The 20,347-nt window shown below is 45.2% G+C and carries 22 protein-coding genes; 18 read left to right on the top strand and 4 right to left on the bottom strand.

Translation table 11 applies throughout. The features are described 5' to 3' along the window. The first annotated feature begins 1 nt into the window (after position 1). The 13 genes from ACN6KS_RS27155 (at position 2) to ACN6KS_RS27095 (ending at position 7,891) form a co-directional block, all read left to right on the top strand. Positions 2 to 298 (top strand): DUF2577 domain-containing protein, encoded by a 297-nt coding sequence (locus ACN6KS_RS27155; RefSeq protein ID WP_440962451.1) that lies wholly within the window; start codon positions 2 to 4, stop codon positions 296 to 298. Further along, positions 295 to 726: a DUF2634 domain-containing protein gene (locus ACN6KS_RS27150; protein WP_440960874.1), complete on the top strand. Its 432-nt coding sequence runs from the start codon at positions 295 to 297 to the stop codon at positions 724 to 726. The genes ACN6KS_RS27155 and ACN6KS_RS27150 overlap by 4 nt, the downstream gene beginning before the upstream one ends. Continuing rightward, a complete protein-coding gene (locus tag ACN6KS_RS27145; protein ID WP_440960873.1) occupies positions 719 to 1,777 on the top strand; it encodes a baseplate J/gp47 family protein in 1,059 nt (352 codons plus the stop codon). Before ACN6KS_RS27150 ends, ACN6KS_RS27145 begins: the two co-directional genes overlap by 8 nt. A 1-nt stretch (position 1,778) precedes the next feature. After that, the gene (locus tag ACN6KS_RS27140) at positions 1,779 to 2,192 is read left to right on the top strand and encodes a phosphoglucomutase (RefSeq protein WP_440960872.1); all 414 of its coding nucleotides are present in this window, start codon (positions 1,779 to 1,781) and stop codon (positions 2,190 to 2,192) included. 1 nt (position 2,193) lies between these two features. Then, positions 2,194 to 3,216, top strand: coding sequence for a DUF2793 domain-containing protein (locus ACN6KS_RS27135; RefSeq protein WP_440960871.1), 1,023 nt, complete (start codon positions 2,194 to 2,196; stop codon positions 3,214 to 3,216). An 11-nt stretch (positions 3,217 to 3,227) separates the two neighbouring features. Beyond that, positions 3,228 to 3,563: a tail fiber protein gene (locus ACN6KS_RS27130; RefSeq protein WP_440960870.1), complete on the top strand. Its 336-nt coding sequence runs from the start codon at positions 3,228 to 3,230 to the stop codon at positions 3,561 to 3,563. A 3-nt stretch (positions 3,564 to 3,566) separates the two neighbouring features. After that, entirely contained in the window at positions 3,567 to 4,178 is a 612-nt protein-coding gene (locus ACN6KS_RS27125; RefSeq protein WP_440960869.1) for a putative phage tail protein, read from the top strand. Positions 4,179 to 4,189: 11 nt separating this feature from the next. Continuing rightward, entirely contained in the window at positions 4,190 to 5,752 is a 1,563-nt protein-coding gene (locus tag ACN6KS_RS27120; protein ID WP_440960868.1) for a hypothetical protein, read from the top strand. Between the two features lie 16 nt (positions 5,753 to 5,768). After that, on the top strand, positions 5,769 to 6,044 hold the full coding sequence (locus ACN6KS_RS27115) for a hypothetical protein (RefSeq protein WP_440960867.1): 276 nt from the start codon (positions 5,769 to 5,771) through the stop codon (positions 6,042 to 6,044). Positions 6,045 to 6,388: 344 nt separating this feature from the next. Beyond that, a complete protein-coding gene (locus ACN6KS_RS27110) occupies positions 6,389 to 6,634 on the top strand; it encodes a hemolysin XhlA family protein (RefSeq protein ID WP_076285567.1) in 246 nt (81 codons plus the stop codon). After that, entirely contained in the window at positions 6,635 to 6,901 is a 267-nt protein-coding gene (locus tag ACN6KS_RS27105) for a phage holin family protein (protein ID WP_440960866.1), read from the top strand. Continuing rightward, positions 6,901 to 7,596, top strand: coding sequence for a M15 family metallopeptidase (locus ACN6KS_RS27100; protein WP_440960865.1), 696 nt, complete (start codon positions 6,901 to 6,903; stop codon positions 7,594 to 7,596). The genes ACN6KS_RS27105 and ACN6KS_RS27100 overlap by 1 nt, the downstream gene beginning before the upstream one ends. 13 nt (positions 7,597 to 7,609) lie before the next feature. Beyond that, on the top strand, positions 7,610 to 7,891 hold the full coding sequence (locus ACN6KS_RS27095; RefSeq protein WP_094876686.1) for a holin: 282 nt from the start codon (positions 7,610 to 7,612) through the stop codon (positions 7,889 to 7,891). A gap of 103 nt (positions 7,892 to 7,994) precedes the next feature. Here ACN6KS_RS27095 and ACN6KS_RS27090 read toward each other — a convergent pair whose 3' ends face one another. The 4 genes from ACN6KS_RS27090 to ACN6KS_RS27075 form a co-directional block, all read right to left on the bottom strand. Further along, positions 7,995 to 9,305, bottom strand: coding sequence for an MBL fold metallo-hydrolase (locus tag ACN6KS_RS27090; RefSeq protein ID WP_094871755.1), 1,311 nt, complete (start codon positions 9,303 to 9,305; stop codon positions 7,995 to 7,997). Continuing rightward, complete coding sequence (locus tag ACN6KS_RS27085; RefSeq protein ID WP_440960864.1) at positions 9,302 to 10,981, bottom strand: ABC transporter permease; 1,680 nt, start codon at positions 10,979 to 10,981, stop codon at positions 9,302 to 9,304. Before ACN6KS_RS27085 ends, ACN6KS_RS27090 begins: the two co-directional genes overlap by 4 nt. Positions 10,982 to 10,986: 5 nt before the next feature. Beyond that, complete coding sequence (locus ACN6KS_RS27080; protein WP_440962450.1) at positions 10,987 to 12,066, bottom strand: ABC transporter substrate-binding protein; 1,080 nt, start codon at positions 12,064 to 12,066, stop codon at positions 10,987 to 10,989. Positions 12,067 to 12,156: 90 nt separating this feature from the next. After that, positions 12,157 to 13,125: an ABC transporter ATP-binding protein gene (locus ACN6KS_RS27075; RefSeq protein ID WP_440960863.1), complete on the bottom strand. Its 969-nt coding sequence runs from the start codon at positions 13,123 to 13,125 to the stop codon at positions 12,157 to 12,159. Positions 13,126 to 13,292: 167 nt separating this feature from the next. On the opposite strand from ACN6KS_RS27075, the gene ACN6KS_RS27070 reads away from it, so the two are divergent. From ACN6KS_RS27070 to sigW, 5 genes are all read left to right on the top strand, one after another. Beyond that, entirely contained in the window at positions 13,293 to 14,186 is an 894-nt protein-coding gene (locus ACN6KS_RS27070) for a LysR family transcriptional regulator (protein WP_094871749.1), read from the top strand. A 236-nt stretch (positions 14,187 to 14,422) separates the two neighbouring features. After that, the gene (gene ppc / locus ACN6KS_RS27065) at positions 14,423 to 17,215 is read left to right on the top strand and encodes a phosphoenolpyruvate carboxylase (RefSeq protein ID WP_094871748.1); all 2,793 of its coding nucleotides are present in this window, start codon (positions 14,423 to 14,425) and stop codon (positions 17,213 to 17,215) included. A 478-nt stretch (positions 17,216 to 17,693) separates the two neighbouring features. Then, a complete protein-coding gene (locus ACN6KS_RS27060) occupies positions 17,694 to 18,011 on the top strand; it encodes a transposase (protein ID WP_440960679.1) in 318 nt (105 codons plus the stop codon). A gap of 11 nt (positions 18,012 to 18,022) precedes the next feature. Beyond that, the gene (locus tag ACN6KS_RS27055; protein ID WP_440962363.1) at positions 18,023 to 18,886 is read left to right on the top strand and encodes an IS3 family transposase; all 864 of its coding nucleotides are present in this window, start codon (positions 18,023 to 18,025) and stop codon (positions 18,884 to 18,886) included. Between the two features lie 775 nt (positions 18,887 to 19,661). Continuing rightward, positions 19,662 to 20,228, top strand: a complete 567-nt coding sequence (gene sigW, locus ACN6KS_RS27050; protein WP_042192081.1) for an RNA polymerase sigma factor SigW — start codon at positions 19,662 to 19,664, stop codon at positions 20,226 to 20,228. Positions 20,229 to 20,347: the final 119 nt, after the last annotated feature.

Below are 20,347 nucleotides of genomic sequence, written 5' to 3'. Positions count from 1 at the left end.
GATGTTGGATATAATTAAAAAAGCAAGCTTAGGAGCCGTGGGAAATACAAATCCTGTGGCTTTTTCTTATGGGACGGTAACGGAGGCAGCTCCTTTGCAGATCCAGGTGGATCAACGGTTTATTTTATCGGGGAATGCGCTAGTACTGCCTGAATCGGTAATGGAAAGCAAGATCGAGCTAGAGGGAAGAGAAGTAGTGCTGCGAAGAGGACTTGCCTCTGGTGATCGGGTTCTGATGGTTCGGATGCAAGGCGGACAAAGCTATATTGTTCTGGATCGGCTGGTGAGCCCAATATGATTCCTGCGATTGGAAAAGCCGGACCGATAACCGCCCTTCTTGAAGGTGAGGTCAGCCTTGAGCGTGGGGAAAGCCCCAGCCTAACCTACCGAATGGATTGGGATAGAAAAAGGATTACAGGCCAAACGGATGGACTTGAGGCCGTGCAACAGGCAGCGGCCAAAATTCTGCGAACCGAAAGGTTTGAACATCTGATTTACAGTTGGGATTACGGAACAGAGTGGCGACTGGTGCTTGGCAAAGATCGGCTGCTAGTCAGAGCTGAAATCAGACGTATTGTTAGTGAGGCTTTACTTCAGGATGAACGAATCCTTAGTTTAGAGAATATTGAGATTTCTTTTACCGGGGATAATCTAACCTTTGATTGCAAGGTGGCCACACGTTATGGCAATTTTCAGCTGAGAAAGGAGTTGAATGAGGATGTATGAGGATCAGACGTATGAGGCTCTTTTGGAGCGAATGCTGGACCGGGTTCCGTCAGGTTTGGATAAACGCGAGGGCAGCATCATTTATGACGCGCTCGCTCCAGCAGCAGCAGAGCTCGCGCAGATGTACATTGAGCTGGATGTGAATAATAATCTGTATTTTGCAGATACGGCTACCGGAGAGTACTTGGAGCGAAGTATCGCCTGGTCAGGAATTGTAAGGCGTGAAGCGAGTAAGGCGCAGCTGAAGGGGATTTTTTATAAAGCGGATGGAGGATTTGTGGATGTTCCTCTCGGCAGCCGCTTCTCTCTCGATATGCTGAATTATATTGCCGTGGAGAAGGTATCACCTGGAGTGTATCGGCTGGAAAGTGAAACCGCTGGAGAAGAAGGAAACCGATATTTTGGCTCTTTGCTGCCTGTGGATTATATTTCAGACCTTGCGCGTGGGGAAATAGCTGCTCTATTAATTCCTGGAGAGAACGAAGAAACAGATGAATCGTTACGCCAACGTTATTTGGATTCAGCCAGACGCCCAGCTACTAGCGGAAATAAATATCACTATATGGAGTGGGCGATGCAGGTTGTGGGGGTGGGAGGTGCGCGTGTTTTTCCGTTATGGAACGGTCCTAAGACGGTGAAGGTGATCATCGTAGATGCTGAGAAACTTCCTGCTTCTGAGCTGCTGGTGACTAAGGTTCAGCATTACATTGATCCGGTTTCTGGAGCGGGTGAGGGGCAAGCCCCCGTAGGTGCAGTTGTGACAGTAGCGTCGGCAACGGGAAAAAATATCAATATAAGTGCAAAAGTAACCCTCGCATCAGGCTATGCACTGCAAACTGTTAATGAAGAATTCAAGGTAATTCTTGAGAGCTATCGCAAAGAGAAGGCTTTTTCAGCAACCTATATCAGTCAGTCTGTAATCGGGGCACTATTGCTTGCTACGGAGGGTGTCGCGGATTATACGGAGCTAAAGCTAAACGGTGGAGCGGGTAACGTAATGTTGAACGTAGAAGAAGTACCGTTGTTCGGCAATGTTTTACTGGAGGTGTAGTATGGGTTATCCAGAGCAAATTGATATATTTCAAGACAAGCTTAATAAAAAAGCAAACGGTGGTAGCTATGTAATTGAAGAGAGATTACCGCTTGAAAATGGCATGTTCAGTGGTGTGCTTGCGCATGACAACATTAATAATCAGACCGTCGCCGTGTACACAGGATCACAGTATTCAGGGATCGAGCTACGTAATTTCACTGTGTCTTTTCCGGATGAGGCGCCGTGGCGGCGATTGATTAAGATTTTTGCCGATGTGCCAGAGGTTTATGTGACTTACGAAACCCCCGGCGATACCGTTGAAGCAGAGGATATTAACGGTTTACAGATGAGTCTTACTGCTGTCCAAACTGAAATAGAGCGTTATAAGAGCAAGGGTCAGATTGACGGAGGATCTTTTAGAAGAGAGGTGTAAAATGGCACAGACCATACAAATAAAGCGGGGTACAAAGGCTGAACTAACGAGTTATGGCGTGTTGAAGGCAGGCGAGCTTGGTTTTTGCAGTGATACTAAGGAAGTTTATATTGGTGACGGCACGTCTAATTCCATGGTCGGAAGGGCGTTGTCCGGGCCAGAAGCCTCGCGTCCAGTTGCAGGAGCTGTTGGACGTTTGTATTACGTGACTACGGGTACGAATAGCGGATATTTATATTTTGATGATGGGGCTGCTTGGCGGCGGGTGAATGCGCAGAAACTTAGCGACCTGACAGGTACAATCGATGATATTGCTGATGGAGCAACCTATGCGAAGGTGCTTAAAGCGGATATTAGTGCGGGACATATCAATAAAGTATCGGACGGCACGAACATAAAAACTGCGGCTGAGATCAAGACGCATATTGACGATGTGACCAAACACCGGACGATCAATGATGCTGGGACTACGATTACAGATCTGTGGTCTGCCCAGAAGATTAAGAACGAAATTGAGCTGGCCAAGCATAATATTGAACCGCAAGCGTCGGTAAAAGATCAGCACCTGCTCGCTCCACCTGCCAGTCCGGTTGAGGGTGACCGATATATTATTCCGGCCGGAGCAACCGGGGCATGGGCGGGGAAAACGAATCAAATCGTTGAATATCAGTCTGCTGCTTGGGTCTTTTATGTTCCTGCTGTGGGTTGGACCGCTTATGTCGACGACGAACAGAAGATTTATAGCTGGAACGGAAGTGCATGGGTTCGTACCGGGGGTGCGCTACAGACGATTACCGCTGGGAACGGGCTCATTGGTGGTGGTCAAGCCGATGCTGTAACGCTGAATATTGGTGCAGGCAATGGGATCACGGTCACTGCAGACGCGATTGCCGTTACGGCTGGAAAAGGGATCATCGTAGATGGAGCCGGTGTAGCTGTAAGTGTGGATGGAAGTAGTATCATTTATGATGCAACGAATGGCAATAAACTTACTGTAGCCAGTATTGATGGCGGAACATTCTAGGGGGCGGGATAATGGCTCTAAAGACATTGATTCAAATACGTCGCGGATTGGAAAGCGCCATTGGCGCACTGGCTATTGGTGAGCTTGGCTACTGTACAGACTCTGGCAAGCTATATATTGGTTCTGCTGCTGGGAATGTCTTGCTTGTTGCGGCGCAGAGTACCGGGGATATGCTGAAAAGCATTTACGATACGAATAACAATGGCAAGGTGGATTTCGCGCAACAAGCAGATAGTGTGGCTTGGGCGGGGGTAGCGGGGAAGCCATCCGTGTTTCCTCCAGCGGCGCATACACATGATTATCTGCCTAAGGGCCCTCTAACCTGGAACCAACTGAAGGGGGTGTAGGGGATGAGTTATGGCAACTCTTTATTCAGCGAATTATTGTATTCCGCAGATGAAGATTCTAATCATCCGGGAGAAGTCGAGGCGCCAGATCTAATGCGGTATTTGCCGGACTATTATAAGGGTGTCACCGAAATGGAGAAGCTTCAGGAGAACATCGGGCTAGAAATAGGTGGACTGAAGGCTGGCACTATAAATGTGCTGGATCAGGCGTTTGTTGAAACGGCAACGGTGAGCCTTGGACGTTGGGAAGCTGAGCTTGGACTAAATATCGATGTATCCAAGTCATATGCCACACGCCGAGAGATGATTAAGGCGAAGCTGCGAGGAAACGGGACGACAACGCCGGAGATGATCCAGCGGACGGCGTCAGCTTTTTCGGGTGGGGTAGTTGAAGTAAAGGAAGTGCCTGATGAGTACCGTTTTGAGATTCATTTTGTAAGTACGCTGGGCATTCCTCCAAATATGGCGGGGTTGATTCAAATTATCGAAGAGATTAAACCCGCGCATTTAGCTTATGATTTTGTGTTCAGCTATACCTGGTGGGACTCCGTCAAGGTTTTGACCTGGGAGAGTGCTCACAGTAAAACATGGAATGAATTAAGAACTTATAGATAGGAGAGTGACACATGCAAACCACAGGAAATTTGGGCTTAAAAAAGCCCGAGGGAACAGATATCGTTGATATTGCCGATCTGAACGGGAATATGGATATCTTGGATAATGCCGTTAATGGCAAAGTTGAAAAGGTTACTGGTAAGCAGCTGTCCACGAATGATTACACCGCAGCTGAGAAAACGAAGCTGGCGGGCATTGCTGCGGGGGCAACGAACTATACTCACCCAGCTACCCACCCACCAGCTATTATTGCTCAAGACGCGAGTAATCGGTTTGTTACGGATGCTGAAAAGACGGCGTGGAATGCGAAAGAGACTCCAGCTGGCGCTCAGGCAAAAGCGGACGCAGCGGTCGCAGCTGCAAAAACGGACTATATTCGTCAACCGGGGTATGCTGCCACTAGTGGCACAGCTACAGCTTATAGTGCAGTTCTAACCCCAGCGCCTACGACAACACCAGATGGATTTGGTATTACTATCGTCCCGCACGTAACCAATGGGGCAAATCCTACGCTCAGTGTTAACGGACTTGCAGCGGCGCCTCTTAAAGATCAAAAAGGCGTAGCTTATGCAACTGGGAAGCTCATCGCTGGGAAACCTTATACGTTCCGGCGTGTGGGTACGGATTTTTTGGCAGATAGCGCGGGTGGCTCTGGTAATGCGGTAGCAGGAGACATTCGCGCAGGAAAAACGGCGGCAACAGACGCAGGGGATATTACAGGCACACTCCCGGTTCAAGCTGGTGGTACGGTCACTCCAGGAGCAACTGCTGTCGTTAAGGCAGCCGGAATTTATGATGCAGCTATCACGGTTGCAGCTGTTACGGTGCCAGCAGATAAGGTGCTTGCAGGAACTACAATCGCTGGTACTGCTGGTACTATACCTATAAAAGCAAACGGTACGGCAAGTGCCTTAGCAGCACCTTCTGGTTCAACAGGGCTTAGTGTGGGCGTACCAGTCGGTGCCTACTTAGATACTTCGGGATTCGGTGGCCAATCACCATTCGTAAATATAGATGATCCTGATTTTATCGCCGCAAATTTTCGGGCAGATAAAAATATTTTCGGGAAGCAGGGCTCTATTCCGGTTATAACAGTGGGTGGAGATCCCGCTATAGGGGTAGCAAGATGGCCCGATGGGGCATTAGCAGTTTATCCAAGCGAAGGATACCGCAAAGGTGGAGCGGGTGCAGGGGAACTTAAGGTGAGTACGGCACAGTTAAAACTAGCAGACAGCGCTTTAGCTCCGCAGAACATAATGAATGGTATATCTATTTTCGGTGTAGGTGGTACGTTGCAGCCTAGATTATTTGCCAGCGGAACGATAAATGCCGTAGGGGATGGAACCGTAACCGTTACTGGATTGTCATTTACGCCAGTGATAGCGGCGGTAGATTATGGTCCCGGTGGAAACAGTCAAGCTATAGGTATGACTATGGATGGTAGAACTATTCGGGGGTATTACAATGGTGGCGGTAATGTGATTATGCCATATTGGGACATACTTCCGGGGGGCTTCAGGCTTGGTTATGGGTTCAATAGTGGTACTCCGTATAAGTGGTGGGCGTGGGGCTAAGAAAGGAGGGAGATAAATGGAAATAGGCAGAAAGATATATTATGACAAAGTAACGGGCACCGTTTTAGCCGATCTTGGAGAGCGTCAAGGTGGCGTGGCAGAAACAACTACAGAATATGACTTCACCGTTTATAAAGCTTTATCAGAACGCGTGCCCGAAACGGTGGTCTGCTTGCAGCTTGAATATGGCGAGTATGAGCATGACTTTGCAGAGTGTAATGGATATCGTGTAAACGTCGAAACGGGCGAGCTAGAGTTTAGTTATCAAGATTCTAATGAAACGCTTGAGTAACGCAGGAGCCCGCATATATTGAACCGTTGACTAAGCAAGTTACACTACTCAAGTCACAGGTCAAAGCGGTAATAGATAGAGCGGATTTGATGGATGATGTTATCGCCGAAATTGCAGAAGTTATATACAAATAAACTGGATTGGAGTTGATTTATTATGATGGCAACATTTTTTGCGCAACGAGTAGTATTGGGAAAGCCCGAATTTAATAACGTGCCTTCAAAGCTACAAAACGAGGTTAGAGAAATCCTTATTGATAGTGCCTTGATTATCTAGCAGAAAAATAAAAATTATACACTAAAGCCCTCGGATCCCCGAGGGCTATTTATGTTAGGGGGATGGGTATGGGAGTGGAACAATCCGAGGTTTTGCAACGAATAACGAGAGTAGAAACGAAAGTGAATGAAATGGATAAAAAGTTAGATCGTGCGATTGCTGCTCATGAAACGGCTGTAGAGGCATTATCATCAGCAAGGCTAGCCCATCAAAGATTAGACAAAATCGAAAAAACCATCTTTTGGTTAGAGACAACTATAGTCGGTGCCGTGATAATGGCAATCATAAAATTTACTATGGAGGGTGGGAAATAAATGGAATGGAATGCAATCGCAAATTTAATTAAACCTGAGTTGCTGTTTATCGTTGCTGGATGCTGGGTGATCGGATACATCCTTAAGCAAACACCGCGAGTGCCTAACTGGGCTATTATTTATTGGGTCACACTGCTGGCTATTATTAGTGTTTGCTTTACCCTTGGATTTACTATAGATAGTATTGTTCAAGGTATTTTATGCGGGGCTATGGCTGTGTATGGTAATCAACTCATCAAGCAAGCACAAAAGGGAGCTAACAAGTAATGGCACTAATACTTGAACAAGTCAAAGCAAAGTCGGTAAAGAACTTGCTTGGTCTGAATCCGGTAGTCTTAGCGGCTGCAACGACGCTGATTGAGCGCTGTTATGCTCGCGGAGTAAATATTCTCATTACACAGGGACTTCGAACAATTGCCGAGCAGGATGCTCTTTACGCACAAGGACGCACCAAACCCGGAGCGATTGTCACCAATGCGCGGGGTGGGTATAGCTATCATAATTTTGGGTTGGCCGTAGACTTTGCTCTTTTGTTACCCAGTGGATCGAGTGTGTCATGGGATATGTGCCGGGACGGCAATAACAATCAGATCGCAGATTGGCAGGAGGTTGCGAAAGAGGCGAAGGCGCTGGGCTTTGAGTGGGGTGGCGATTGGACGAGCTTTAAGGACTACCCACATTTTCAAATGACGTTTGGCTTAACGCTCACTCAGTTACGTGCAGGGGGCAAGCCCTCAATATCCGCAGTGGAGGCCGCGTACAAGATCATCAATCGGAAGGTGGAGGAAGAATTGAAGAGCGAGGTTATTGCTGTCGTAAAGGTTAACGGGGTTAAGATTGCAGATGGAGTGCTTGAAAAAGGGGTCACCTACATTCCTGTACGTGTTATTGCAGAAGCGCTAGGTGCACAGGTAGGTTATAATTCCGCCACTCGAACGGTTGAGATTACAAGTACCCACTAAGGAGGGTTATATCATGGAAACTAGAGAGATTTTAGATGATGTTATGGCGTTTGCTTCTATATTAGCTGTATTCGTACTGGCTCTGGTTCAATTGGTCAAAAATAGTATCAACATCCCGCGTAATGCAGTCCCAATTATCGGACTATTAATAGGTTTGCTCATCGGAGCGGCAGCGTATCCTTTTACCGAACTGGATATCGTCCTTCGCCTGTGGGCTGGGGGGTTGGCTGGTTTATCTGCGACGGGGTTGTTTGAGCTAGCTTTTAAGGATCGTCCGGGGACGACGAAAGAATAGATGGATATTAGGTTCAAATCATAAAAAAGGGCTGTTCCAAAAAGTCTGAATAGACCTAAGGAAGAGCCCCATTGTTTCCATCACAAGATTACATAGTTAAGCTTCAGAACGAAAGCGTATTACCCGGAAGTAGAGAGTACAGTCCTGCAAAACCTTCTCCTTCTAATATAGAAGTAACATGATCGATATGCGATTTGGGAGCATGAACGAGTACCGTCCGGCGGCTGGGAAGCGTTTGGAGCATGTCTCGAATGTCTGGCAAGCCTTGATGGACTTTATAGCGTATGAGTGAAACTTTACATCTCGTGTTGCTAGATTGCTCTACCATAGAATGTTTAACGAGACGGTGTCCCAGGCTACCCGCTGCCAAATGTCCCGTAAAAATCACATGGTTGTCAGGAGAAGCAGAGAGCTGATGAAAGTACTCTTGTGCTTTTGCCGACTGCATCATCCCATCATTGGTAAATACGATTGCGCCCTTGAGATTCAATAATGCCTTTGCGCGGTCGTCTGGGTTAGATACAATACACAAGTTCTTTCTATTAAAAAGCATATCTACGCGCTGAATAGCGTCCTCTTTCAGCCATTCGGCCTTATCGCTCAAACCTCTTAACGGTGCTACGAGCTCTTCTTCGACGATCAGCGGATCATCTGGGAAGCACTCGCTTGCCCATACGATCAATTCCTGGCTTCTGCCATGGATAGGTACCGGAAGGAGGATTGAACCCCCTTTTTGCAGAGTGCTACAGATAGCTGACTCTAATTGCTGTAACTTTACAAGCTGCTCATCAGGATCCGCGCCGTAGGCGGCATCGATAATGGATAGATCGACGGCATCTTTAGCTCCGGCTTCCACAATCGTTGGTGAATCTGCCATGAGCAGCAGCGACTCCTTCGTATAATCCCCTGAGAAAAATACGATTGTTCCATCCCATTCGAGGATCAGCCAAACCGAACCTGCTAAATGTCCGCTTCGCCCCCATTGTACTCGAAGATTAGGTGCAACCCTCAGCCAAGTCTGAGGGGGGATATGCTCCTCCAAATACATGAACTGAATAGATTGCTTATCTATTTCTCCATAAGGTAATGATGCGGACTGAGCAGCCACATATTTATCCCAAGCTTCGAAATAATCGGGAAGCTGTTTAACGGTAGCTTTCGTTGTCCATACCTTACCTGAATATCCGTACTTATATAGTAGGGGAAGGGCTATGGAATGATCCTCATGCGCATGAGACAGAAATACGGCCTGCAAATGAGGAATGATATCTGTATCTAGCAGGGGGTATTCACCTGGGCCTTCTTTTTTGACACCACAATCGAGTAGAATCCCAGCTTTCCCACCCTTGTTCTGCAAAAGATAGGAGGAACGGCCATGCTCTCCGGCCCCTCCCCAAATCGTTAGTGTGCTCATTGTTGTCTCCGCTTTCTATCTGGGCTTAAATATTCTAAGACTAGTAGTAATATAGTGGTAACGCCTACAGAGATTACGGCCATGGCCATCCCCATCGCTACTGCACCTTGTTCAAACTGGGCAAAAATATAGGTCGCCGATGTCTGCATTGAAGGTGGAAGAATGAGTAAGGAGGCTACCAGTTCCCGATTGGAAATGGTAAAGGTCATCATCCAGCCAGCCGCCATCCCCGGAAGGATGAGAGGGAGCAGGATACGGCGGAACACATAAAGCTTGCTTCCACCAAATACTTGTCCCGCTTGCATGAGGGAAGAATCGATCTGCCCGTAGCTAGCTTTTACATATTGAACGGTATAGGGGATGAACAGCACAACATAGGTTAGCACAACCATCCAGTAGGTATTATAGAGCGGGATAGGCATCCAGCGAGCATTCCAAAGCAGAATTAATCCCACTACGATTACAATTCCAGGAACAGTGTTGGGAAGCAAACTGAACAGATCTGTAATTTTCTGCTTGAATGTAGCTCCTTTTCCTACGGTTAAAGCAAACCAAGTCCCAAGAATAACCGCGATACTGGAAGCAACGATAGCTAATGTGAAGCTATTTAATAAGGCTTCAAGACCTTGAGAACCGGGTGATAGCAGCTCTGCATAATGTTTGAAGGTTAAATTGCTCCAAGATACGCCTTCTCCGCGCAGCTTCAATAATGAGGCTGTAATGATCGAGAAATAAGGAATGCCGATAGATGATAGAAGTAATAAAATAACATACCCCCAACTAAGAACCCCTACGATTCCTGTGCTCTTATAACGTTTAGTGCGCGTCCCTTTTCCTCCAATTAGGCGGTAAGAGAAACGGCTGCTAATTAGAGTCTGGATGTACCACATGACTAGACAAACTCCGAGCAACAAGGACGCTAGTGAAGTAGCTTTTCCAAAATCTATCGGCCAGCTAGAGATATACTTATGGATCTCAGAGGTCAGAACGTAAAAGCCGATCCTACGACCAAAGGTCGCAGGGGTACCAAATTCGGCAATCGTTTTGACGAAGATGAGAAGAGCTCCAAGCCCATAGCTGGATAATAGCAAGGGAATGATTACTCTTTTAAATCTGTAAAAGAACGGAGCACCATGAACAGAGGCTGCTTCCTCCAGATTGCCCCCGATCTGCAAAAGTGCATTACGCAGCAGTAAATACAGGAAGGGGAATAAATGCAGGCTCATGATCAGCACCATCCCTCCATAGCTAAAGAAGTACGGAGTCAGCACGGAGGATACAGGTAGAAATTGCTCCATATACCCACCTGTCTGCATAAACAACATCCAACCCATAGAACCAATGTATGGTGGTGTCATAAACGGGATTAACAGCACGACATCGAGCCAGTTATGATGCCCTAAGTCCGTCTTAGCCATAATCCACGCCAGAGGTAGTGCAAATAGCGTAGTTAGTAGAATGACGCTTACCCCAAGCCCGATAGAATTCAGCAGTACCTCTACCAGATCATGACTACCCATAATAGTTCGTAGTGGCGCGGTTATATCCAGCTGCTCATTCGGATAAATACTGGTCCAGAAGATGAGCAGGAGTGGCAGCAGTACAAGCACTGTCAGTATAAATAAAGCAAGTCCGCCGCTCACCCATTTAAATGAGCGCAAAGAGTTAATATTCATTACGCTTATTTAAAAATTTGTGTGAATGTTGAGGAAACTTCATCACTGTGTTCGTTCATCCATTCCCATTTCACATCAAATGTCTTAATTTCTTCGAGATTTGCACGATTCTCTGCTTTCACATCGGTTCTGCCTGGCAGCAAGTAAGCTTTGGCAACAAGCGCTTGAGCTTCATCGGATAGAAGATAGTCGATAAAAGCTTTAGCATTATCTACATTCGGGCTTGTCTTAATAATCGCAGCTGGACGAGGGCTGATTACGGTTCCTTCAGCAGGGTAGACGATATCTACAGGCTCTCCGTCAGCTTTTGCTTTATAAGCCATGTAATCTACACCTGCGGCAACGACGGATTTAGCACCGGTAATCACCGGATCAAGTGCCTCTTGATTGGCGCCCGCCATCGCTACTTCATTGCTTTTATATTGTTTAAAAAGATCCCAGCCACTGTCCCCTTTAGCACTTAAATACCCAGTCATGAAATCAAGAGCCGAGCCTGATAGCGAAGGGTCTGGAATATTAACGGTTCCTTTCCATTCCGCTTTGGTGAGGTCATCCCATGAGGTCGGTGGTGTGCTAACTTTTTTGGTATTGTAGACAATCCCTAGTGCGGATGCGCTATAGCTGAAATAATTTCCATCTGCTGTGTCTGACCAATCGCTAACGAGCTTATCTGCATTAACCGCCTCTTTATATGGAAGTAATAATCCATCTTTCTTCATCCCTTGCATGGACGGAAGGGAAGCAAGAACGACAACATCGACAACTGGGTTGGACTTCTCAGCTTCCATACGGGCTAATATTTTTCCGGTTGTGCCTTGGAACATTTCGACCTTAACACCGGTTTTGGCTTCAAAGCCTGTTTTAATTTTATTGGCTAGACCCTCAGGACCTGCACTGTAGACAACAAGATTGCCACTCAGAGATTTCTCTGTTGGTTGTGGTGCTTCAGTTTGAGCTGTAGTGTTAGCGTTTGAAGTTGGGTTACTTGCGTTAGCTGCAGGCGTGTTAGAGGAGCTACAGCCAGCTAAACTCGCACCGATTATAGTTGTTAGAAGAAGTGTACTAAGTCCTTTAGTGTTATTCATTGCTTTCAATTTGAATGCCTCCCAAATATTTTTTTGTGCATCTTGCTGCATGGAACAGCATTAAACATAGCTATTCCATGCAGTGGACGCTTAATTCAGATGATGGATCTGATGCTGAGAAGCATAGATCTGGATCGTTTCTCCAACAGGTAAACGTTGATCATGATAAGCGGTCCAAGTGATTCCATTCTCCATGTCCAGAATGACTTCATAACGGTCACCCATATAGCTCACATGTCGAATAGTCCCTGTAAAAGGTAGAGAGGAAGCATCCTCCTGAGACCAACGTAAATGTTCCGGACGAAGCATTTGCTTATCAGGAACGATCCAGTTGGATTTTCCAATAAAATGAGCTACAAAGGGATGATTTGGTTTCTGATAAATCTCCTCAGGAGAGCCTGTTTGTAAAATCGTGCCGCTCTGCATAACGACCACTTCATCTGACATAGACATCGCCTCGGTTTGATCATGGGTAACATATAAAGCGGTAATGCCCATATTCCTCACCAAGGAGGTTAACTCCAGCCTCATTTCATCTCGCAAGACCGCATCCAGCGCACTTAAAGGCTCATCGAACAATACGAGCTGGGGTCTAGTAACTACGGCTCTGGCAAAAGCAACCCGCTGCTGTTGTCCACCGGACAGCTGATGGGGAAAGCGTAGCTCGAGTCCTTCCAGCTTTACAGAACGAAGGGCTTGCTGAACCCTAATCCGTAAATCTTTCTTCTGCTTAGAGGCTCGAAGTCCGAAGGCGACATTCTCGAAGACAGTCAGATGCGGCCAGAGTGCGAAATCTTGAAAGACCATGCCAAAGTTGCGGCTATGGATTGGGCGACTAATTCTTTTGTTGCCTGAGAAAATAAACTCCTCATCCATTAGGATTTCTCCCGCATCCGGTGTTTCTAGCCCAGCAATCAGACGGAGTAGTGTCGTCTTTCCACAACCTGAAGGACCGAGTAATGTCGTAAAGCTTCCAGCGGGAATCTTCAGATCTGCCGCCTTCAAAGCATGCACATCTCCGAATTTCTTTTCCAAACTGTGGATTGTAATTTCCTTCATCTCTATCTACCTGCCTGTTCTTAAGCTTGTTCTTAGTGTAAAGGTAAAGAATTCCCGCTATATTTGCTGAATGTAACTGTGATATTAACTTTTTTGCCGATTTATTTTAACATTCATAGAATTCTTCTATGGTACCGTTTAGGGAATAGGCGAGGGAGTGGAGAAAAATGAACCTTAATTTAATCAAGCTGGAAATCGTAGAACTGCTAAATAAACATAAGAAAATAACTACAGTAGCCGATAAACTCGGACTGAAGCAGCCCACTGTTACGTACCATTTGAAGAATTTAGAGCAGCAATTGGGGGAGAAGTTATTTGAATCCAGAATGGATAAAATGATTCTTACGGAGAGTGGAAAAGCGTTTCTTCATTATGCGACTAAAATCAATGCACTAGCTGCAGAAGCGGAGCGGGTTGTAAAAGAGTTCAGTCAGGCGGGTCGCGGAACGCTTAAGATTGGTGCGAGCTACGTTCCAGCTACTTATATTCTTCCGAAAATATTGGGGCTGTTTGGAGAACAACATCCGGGGATTACGATCTCTTTATCGGTTAAGCCTTCCCCTGTAATCAAAGAAATGCTGGCTAGCCATGAGATTGACCTTGGTATTTTGTCTACAGAATCTTTTTATCTGCCTGATTTGCATACTCAAGCCTTGTGTGAGGACGAACTCGTGCTTGTATTTGCGCCATCTCATGAATTTGCTTCGTTTTCTAATCTAAACCCGGCTATGATTGCTTCTGCGAGTTTTATATTACATGACAAGGAATCAAGTACACGCCAACTGACGGATAAATGGTTTGAGCGGGAGGGGAATGAGCCGAGGACCTATATTTTACTGGATTCACTGGAGGCCATAAAGCAATCGCTTATGAGTGGAAGGTACGTTTCGTTTATATCGCGTCTTGCTGTGGAGGATGAAGTAGCCAGAGGAAGATTGCTAATGCGCACCATTCCAGATTATAATTTTCAAAGACATATTTATTATTCGTATAACCGTGATCGTCATTATTCTCCGCTTATTGGTCTGTTCATCGATCAGATTCGAACGCTCCGTATTTAAATACACATAATGAAGGTATGCTAGAGCCATTATATATAAGAAAGAATACATAAAATATAAGGACTGTATAAATTGAGAAATTGGTGTATAATCTTAGATGCTGTGTCGCTTTACAGCGCAAAATAGTTGGAGATTTTCACGCAGTTTTATTGTATGATATGAGGAAAGCTTTAATAGGCGATTTTTAGACAGACAATAATTAACACATTGATCCGGAAGAGAATGGGGGGAGCAGCATGACCGAACTTACGACTACCGTCAGCAAAAGCAACTCTAACAATCTGCTGCGACGGGACGTACGGTTCTTGGGGAACATTTTAGGAGAGGTCTTGGTTCACCAAGGCGGTAACGAACTACTAGAGATCGTGGAGAAAATTCGCGAAACCAGTAAATCGCTGCGCTCACTATTTTTACCTGAACTGCACAGTGAATTTAAGGAGTTAATCAATTCTTTGGATCCAGAGAACCGTCATCAGGTAATAAGAGCGTTTGCTATTTATTTTCAGCTCGTGAATATTGCCGAACAGAACCATCGGATTCGCCGCAAACGTGATTATGAACGTTCAGCTGGGGAGACAGTCCAACCCGGTTCTATAGAAAGCGCGATTAAAGAGCTTCGTGAACGTGATTTCTCTCATGAGGAAGTTAACGAGATTATTGCAGGATTATCTCTGGAACTTGTAATGACGGCACATCCAACGGAAGCTATGCGCCGTGCTATTCTCGATATTCATAAGCGGATATCTGATGATGTTATGGGTCTGGATAACCCTACCTTAACCTTCCGGGAGCGTGAACAGCTCCGTGAGAAGCTATTAAATGAAGTGATTACGCTATGGCAAACGGATGAACTGCGTGACCGTAAGCCTACCGTACTAGATGAAGTACGTAATGGGATGTACTATTTCCATGAGACGATCTTCCATGTATTGCCCGATGTTTATCAGGAACTTGAACGTTGTCTCAGTAAATACTACCCAGGGCAGAATTGGCATGTACCAACCTACTTGCGTTTTGGCTCATGGATTGGTGGAGACCGTGACGGTAACCCTTCGGTAACTTCTACAGTTACTTCACAGACCTTGCGCATGCAGCGTAAGCTGGCGATTCGGGAATATCAACGGATTATGCGTGAACTCATGAAATATCTAAGCTTTAGCACAAGTATTGTTAAGGTGACGCCTGAGCTAGCCGCATCCATTGAAGCTGATCGTGAGATCATTAATCTTGGCAAGATGGAAGAATGGCGCAATGACAATGAACCTTACCGTATTAAACTTAGCTATATGATCTCCAAGACACAAAATGTTCTGGATGATGAGAAAAAAGATACTCCTGAGCGTTATTCTACACCTGAAGAGTTTATCGATGATTTGAACGTGATTGACCGCAGCTTACGGCATCACTATGCCGATTATGTGGCCGACACTTATATTAAGAAATTGATCCGCCAAGTGGAGCTGTTCGGTTTCCATACGGCGACACTTGATGTGCGTCAGCACAGTCAAGAACATGAGAATGCCATGACTGAAATTCTGGCGAAAATGAATATTACACCGGACTACTCCAAACTGTCTGAGAATGAGAAGATTGAGCTGCTGGAGAAGCTGTTGAATGATCCACGTCCAATCACTTCTTCTTATCAGACGTATAGTGAGGGAACTGAGGAATGTCTTGCTGTGTACCGGACGATCTTTGCTTCGCAAGAAGAGTACGGCAAACAGTGTATCACCAGTTACCTGATCAGTATGGCAGAAGCGGCAAGCGACATTCTGGAGGTTATGGTCTTCTCCAAAGAGGTAGGACTATTCCGCAAAGATAACGACGGTACTGTCGTATGCACGCTGCAAGCTGTGCCACTTTTTGAAACGATAGATGATTTGCATGAAGCCCCACAAATTATGAATAGACTGCTCAGCATGCCTATCTACCGCGATGCAGTAAGAGCAATGAATGATTTGCAGGAAATCATGCTTGGATATTCAGATAGTAACAAAGATGGCGGTGTGGTTACTGCGAACTGGGAACTGCGTGTTGCTCTGAAAGAGATTACAGCTACAGCCGATAAGTTCGGAATCAAGCTGAAGTTCTTCCACGGACGTGGTGGAGCGCTCGGACGTGGTGGCATGCCGCTTAACCGCAGCATTCTTGCTCAGCCAGCCTCAACGATTGGTGGCGGGATTAAGATCACAGAGCAGGGAGAAGTTATCTCCTCCCGCTATTCAATGCAAGGGATTGCTTACCGCAGTCTAGAGCAAGCGACATCTGCGCTTGTGACTGCAGCGATTAATGCAAGAATTCCGCAAGCGGATCTATATGAAGAGAAGTGGGATGAGATTGTTGCCCGTATCTCTGAAGTTTCGCTTCACAAATATCAGGATTTGATTTTCCGTGATCCGGACTTCCTGACGTACTTCAAAGAATCAACACCTCTGCCTGAGGTTGGAGAGCTTAACATTGGTTCACGTCCTTCTAAACGGAAGAACAGTGACCGCTTTGAAGACCTGCGTGCCATTCCGTGGGTATTTGCATGGACACAAAGCCGTTATTTGCTTCCTGCATGGTATGCTGCTGGAACCGGACTGCAGAGTTTCTATGAGGGTAAGGAAGAGAATCTGAAGATTATGCAGCATATGTATGAGAACTTCTCATTCTTTACTACACTGATAGATACGCTGCAAATGGCTATCTCAAAAGCAGACTTGATCATTGCTAAGGAATACGCCAGCATGGGCAAGAACGAGGAAGCGCGTCAACGGATCTTTGGCCAGATTGAAGATGAATTCAAACTGACCTCTGAGCTGATCCTGAAGATTACTGGCCAGCAGGATATTCTGGATAACGTCCCTGTGATTCAGGAGTCGATCAGACTCCGCAATCCTTACGTTGATCCACTTAGCTACTTGCAGGTTCAGTTGCTATCTGAGCTTAGAGCGCTCCGTGAAGTCGATGGAGACGATAGCGAGTTGCTCCGCGAAGTATTGCTTACCATCAATGGCATTGCCGCTGGTCTTCGGAATACCGGCTGATATAGTCTTAACACAAAAAGTCCGCCCTTTATTAGGGTGGACTTTTTGTGCTTGTATAGGAATTATGCAGTATCCGGCAGATTCTAAAAGATTACTTTCATGGATTCATGGAAATGCACGGTCATCATCTGACCAATATTCTTCATAGAAGCATTATAGACCGAAATAAAGCGATGCACTATGACACACGCGTTATGGACTTTGCCAGGAATGTGTGCAAAGGATACACAAAAGGAGCGCCGGAGCCCGTGTTTGTTTGCTTCTTTATAGGAATTACTGTCTGCTCGCACACATTAACATTTTTAAGTTTCATATTTCTCTGCTTTAGGGTCAAAATGCTGAATTAAAGGGAATTATTACCCGTAAATCGGTATTATAAGGTCATTTCGATAAAATATAGGGAATTTTGAAACTAGAATTAAAAGTGGACACCTCGTTAAGAGATTAAGATAATGAAGATATCTAAGGAGGTGTTCACATGGGTGAACAGCGGCAACGGTATGATGAAGAATTTAAGAGAAACACTGTTAAATATTTGCAAGAGCAGACAAAGTCGGTGGAGGATATCTCGTTAGAGTTGAACATTCCAGCAAAGACTTTGCATGGGTGGAAGGCTAAATATCGCGAGTTCAAAAATGAACCTATTGTTACCTTGGAACGATTCCGAGAGATGGAACAGCTGCTTAGAGAAAAAGAACATGAGATTCAGATGAAAGATAAAAGGATTGCAGATGTTGAGGAAGAACTCACAATTGTAAAAAAAGCAGTGCACATCTTCAGCAAACCAAGGAACTAAGATTCCAGTTTATTGAGGATCATCGCTCCGAGTTCATCTTGGAGAAGATGTGCAAGGTTATGGAAGTTTCTCGGAGCGGATACTATAAGTGGAAAACCTCTATGCCGAGCAAGCAAGAGTTGCGAAAGCGTGAGTTAATGGGGCGAATTACGTATCACTATCACGATAACTATCGACGCTATGGTGCCCCTAAGATTACAAAAAAATTGCGGCATGAGGGCTACAAGGTTACCGAGAGAACCGTTGGCTTGTATATGAAAGAGCTCAGTCTGCGTTCCTGTGTTTGTAAGAAATTCAAAATCCAAACGACCGATTCTAACCATAACTTTCCAATCGCACCCAATCTTTTGAATCAGCAGTTTAAAGTAAAAAAGCCTAACCAGGTTTGGGTTACCGACATTACCTACATTCCGTGCAGAGAGGGACGTCTTTATCTCGCAAGTGTGCTTGACCTGTGTACGCGTGAGATTGTAGGCTGGCGCCTTCAGGACCGCATGACAACCGACTTAGTACTAGGAGCCCTACAAGATGCTTATGTAGCCAAGAAACCCAAGAAGGGGTTATTGCACCATTCTGACCGTGGAAGTCAATATGCATCTGAGGATTACCAAGAGCAACTTAAAACATGCAAGATGAAAAGTAGCATGAGTCGCAAAGGAAATTGCTACGACAATGCATGCATAGAATCCTTTCACAGCATTCTGAAAAAGGAGCTTATTTACTGTAGCCCACGCTTTAAAACGAAACAACAAGCATACGACGAGATTTATAGTTATCTTGAGTTTTTTTACAATCGGAAACGAATCCACAGCTCGTTAGGCTATCTTTCGCCGGTACGGTTTGCTGCGCAATTTAATAAGAGAAAGGCAGTTTAATGATGTCTACTTTCTTGACAGAGGTCCATTTTTCCCTTTATATCAGCTGAACTTGGTGTAATTAATTGAATTTGGCCAATATACAGGGAGAAATTCCTTATAACTTGGTCATAAAACAGCTGTGACCTAATTTATAGGGAGGTTTTCCCTATAACTCGTTCCATCAAAATGAAATCCTCAACCTACATTGGAGTCCATACACGCCAAATCACCGAAAACCCTGCGGAAAGTACAACAATGTCTGCTCCATATGCGACAAATTTAAACTAACAGAAGCCTATTCAACCGACGGGATGATTTTGTTGCCTAATACGAGTTACTTTGCTCATAAAACTAAATATTGTGCTGCGAAGTGATTCTTTTGTCCTGAAAAATATTGTGGTGCTTTGCCCAATATTGATCTTTCTTGCACCAACCATGTAACCGAGATGTAGTCCGAGGTAAATGATAAGAATAATAAATTCGGGTGAAAGAGGGCATGGAGAAGAATTTTGGAACTGTAGGAGCGAATGCGATCGCCTTTATCCTCAGATTTCGACCGCTATATGCGGTTTATAATCAGGAAATCAGAGGATAACAGCGACCGAAAGTCCAACATTCTTAGGAATGTCATTGTATTCACCCTATCTTTTATTCCTAGAAATTAACTCAGTTTACAGAGAAGGTTACAATACAATCCTTGATTTTTACACAAACTTGAATTACGATTTAATTGCTTGTACCGTGGATATTTGAAAATAAATACCAAGGGCGGCAAGTCTGGGGGAGTTAACAGGTGGAGAATTTGGAAGGCAGATTGACAAAGCTCGCCTTAAAAGGCGACCAAAGAGCATTTGCCGAGCTTGTGGAACTATATAAAGACAAAATATATCATCTGGCGTACCGGATGCTGAACAATCGCCATGAGGCGGAGGATATTGTTCAGGAGACCTTTTTGCGCGTGTATAGAAACTTGGATCGGTATGATGACAAACAGAAGTTCTCTACCTGGATTTATCGGATTGGAACGAACCTCTGTATTGATAGATTACGCAAACGGAAACCAACCTATTCGCTCGATGCAGATATGAACGATCAGGAGGGCCTTGACGGCTATTCGTTGATTCCAAGTGATAATGTAACACCTGAGACCGAATTACTGCTCTCTGAGACGCAGGGGCTAATCTATGAGGCCATTGACAGTCTGCCTGTGAAATACAGGTCTGTGATGATTCTTAGATACCTGCAGGATTTGTCGCTTCAGGAAATAAGTGATGTGCTCGACATGCCTGTAACCACGATTAAGACGCGTGTACACAGAGGTCGTGAGTTTTTACGTAAAAAATTAGGCCCTAAAATGTAAAAATAGATTTTTTTTATGAAACATCTTTGGGAGAGCGACGTATGTAAGTTAAGCAAGTCTTATGTGTCCTGACCCTTTGTCTTAGGATAATTAAATAGCACTCATGAAAGGATTGGCTC

This window comes from Paenibacillus nitricinens (genome assembly GCF_052056485.1).
GTDB classification, from domain to species: Bacteria; Bacillota; Bacilli; order Paenibacillales; family Paenibacillaceae; genus Paenibacillus_AQ; species Paenibacillus_AQ nitricinens.
Note: the sequence above shows the minus strand (reverse complement) of the source record. Positions and strands in the feature narration are given on the sequence as shown.

Coding starts and splice junctions, on each gene's coding strand:
- ACN6KS_RS27145 (WP_440960873.1), top strand. CDS start 719: ATGTATGAGGATCAGACGTATGAGGCTCTTTTGGAGCGAATGCTGGAC.
- ACN6KS_RS27140 (WP_440960872.1), top strand. CDS start 1,779: ATGGGTTATCCAGAGCAAATTGATATATTTCAAGACAAGCTTAATAAA.
- ACN6KS_RS27080 (WP_440962450.1), bottom strand. CDS start 12,066: ATGAATAACACTAAAGGACTTAGTACACTTCTTCTAACAACTATAATC.
- ppc (WP_094871748.1), top strand. CDS start 14,423: ATGACCGAACTTACGACTACCGTCAGCAAAAGCAACTCTAACAATCTG.
- ACN6KS_RS27090 (WP_094871755.1), bottom strand. CDS start 9,305: ATGAGCACACTAACGATTTGGGGAGGGGCCGGAGAGCATGGCCGTTCC.
- ACN6KS_RS27105 (WP_440960866.1), top strand. CDS start 6,635: ATGGAATGGAATGCAATCGCAAATTTAATTAAACCTGAGTTGCTGTTT.
- ACN6KS_RS27100 (WP_440960865.1), top strand. CDS start 6,901: ATGGCACTAATACTTGAACAAGTCAAAGCAAAGTCGGTAAAGAACTTG.
- ACN6KS_RS27110 (WP_076285567.1), top strand. CDS start 6,389: ATGGGAGTGGAACAATCCGAGGTTTTGCAACGAATAACGAGAGTAGAA.
- ACN6KS_RS27130 (WP_440960870.1), top strand. CDS start 3,228: ATGGCTCTAAAGACATTGATTCAAATACGTCGCGGATTGGAAAGCGCC.
- ACN6KS_RS27135 (WP_440960871.1), top strand. CDS start 2,194: ATGGCACAGACCATACAAATAAAGCGGGGTACAAAGGCTGAACTAACG.
- ACN6KS_RS27120 (WP_440960868.1), top strand. CDS start 4,190: ATGCAAACCACAGGAAATTTGGGCTTAAAAAAGCCCGAGGGAACAGAT.
- ACN6KS_RS27085 (WP_440960864.1), bottom strand. CDS start 10,981: ATGAATATTAACTCTTTGCGCTCATTTAAATGGGTGAGCGGCGGACTT.
- ACN6KS_RS27155 (WP_440962451.1), top strand. CDS start 2: ATGTTGGATATAATTAAAAAAGCAAGCTTAGGAGCCGTGGGAAATACA.
- ACN6KS_RS27150 (WP_440960874.1), top strand. CDS start 295: ATGATTCCTGCGATTGGAAAAGCCGGACCGATAACCGCCCTTCTTGAA.
- ACN6KS_RS27075 (WP_440960863.1), bottom strand. CDS start 13,125: ATGAAGGAAATTACAATCCACAGTTTGGAAAAGAAATTCGGAGATGTG.
- ACN6KS_RS27095 (WP_094876686.1), top strand. CDS start 7,610: ATGGAAACTAGAGAGATTTTAGATGATGTTATGGCGTTTGCTTCTATA.
- ACN6KS_RS27115 (WP_440960867.1), top strand. CDS start 5,769: ATGGAAATAGGCAGAAAGATATATTATGACAAAGTAACGGGCACCGTT.
- ACN6KS_RS27125 (WP_440960869.1), top strand. CDS start 3,567: ATGAGTTATGGCAACTCTTTATTCAGCGAATTATTGTATTCCGCAGAT.
- ACN6KS_RS27060 (WP_440960679.1), top strand. CDS start 17,694: ATGGGTGAACAGCGGCAACGGTATGATGAAGAATTTAAGAGAAACACT.
- ACN6KS_RS27070 (WP_094871749.1), top strand. CDS start 13,293: ATGAACCTTAATTTAATCAAGCTGGAAATCGTAGAACTGCTAAATAAA.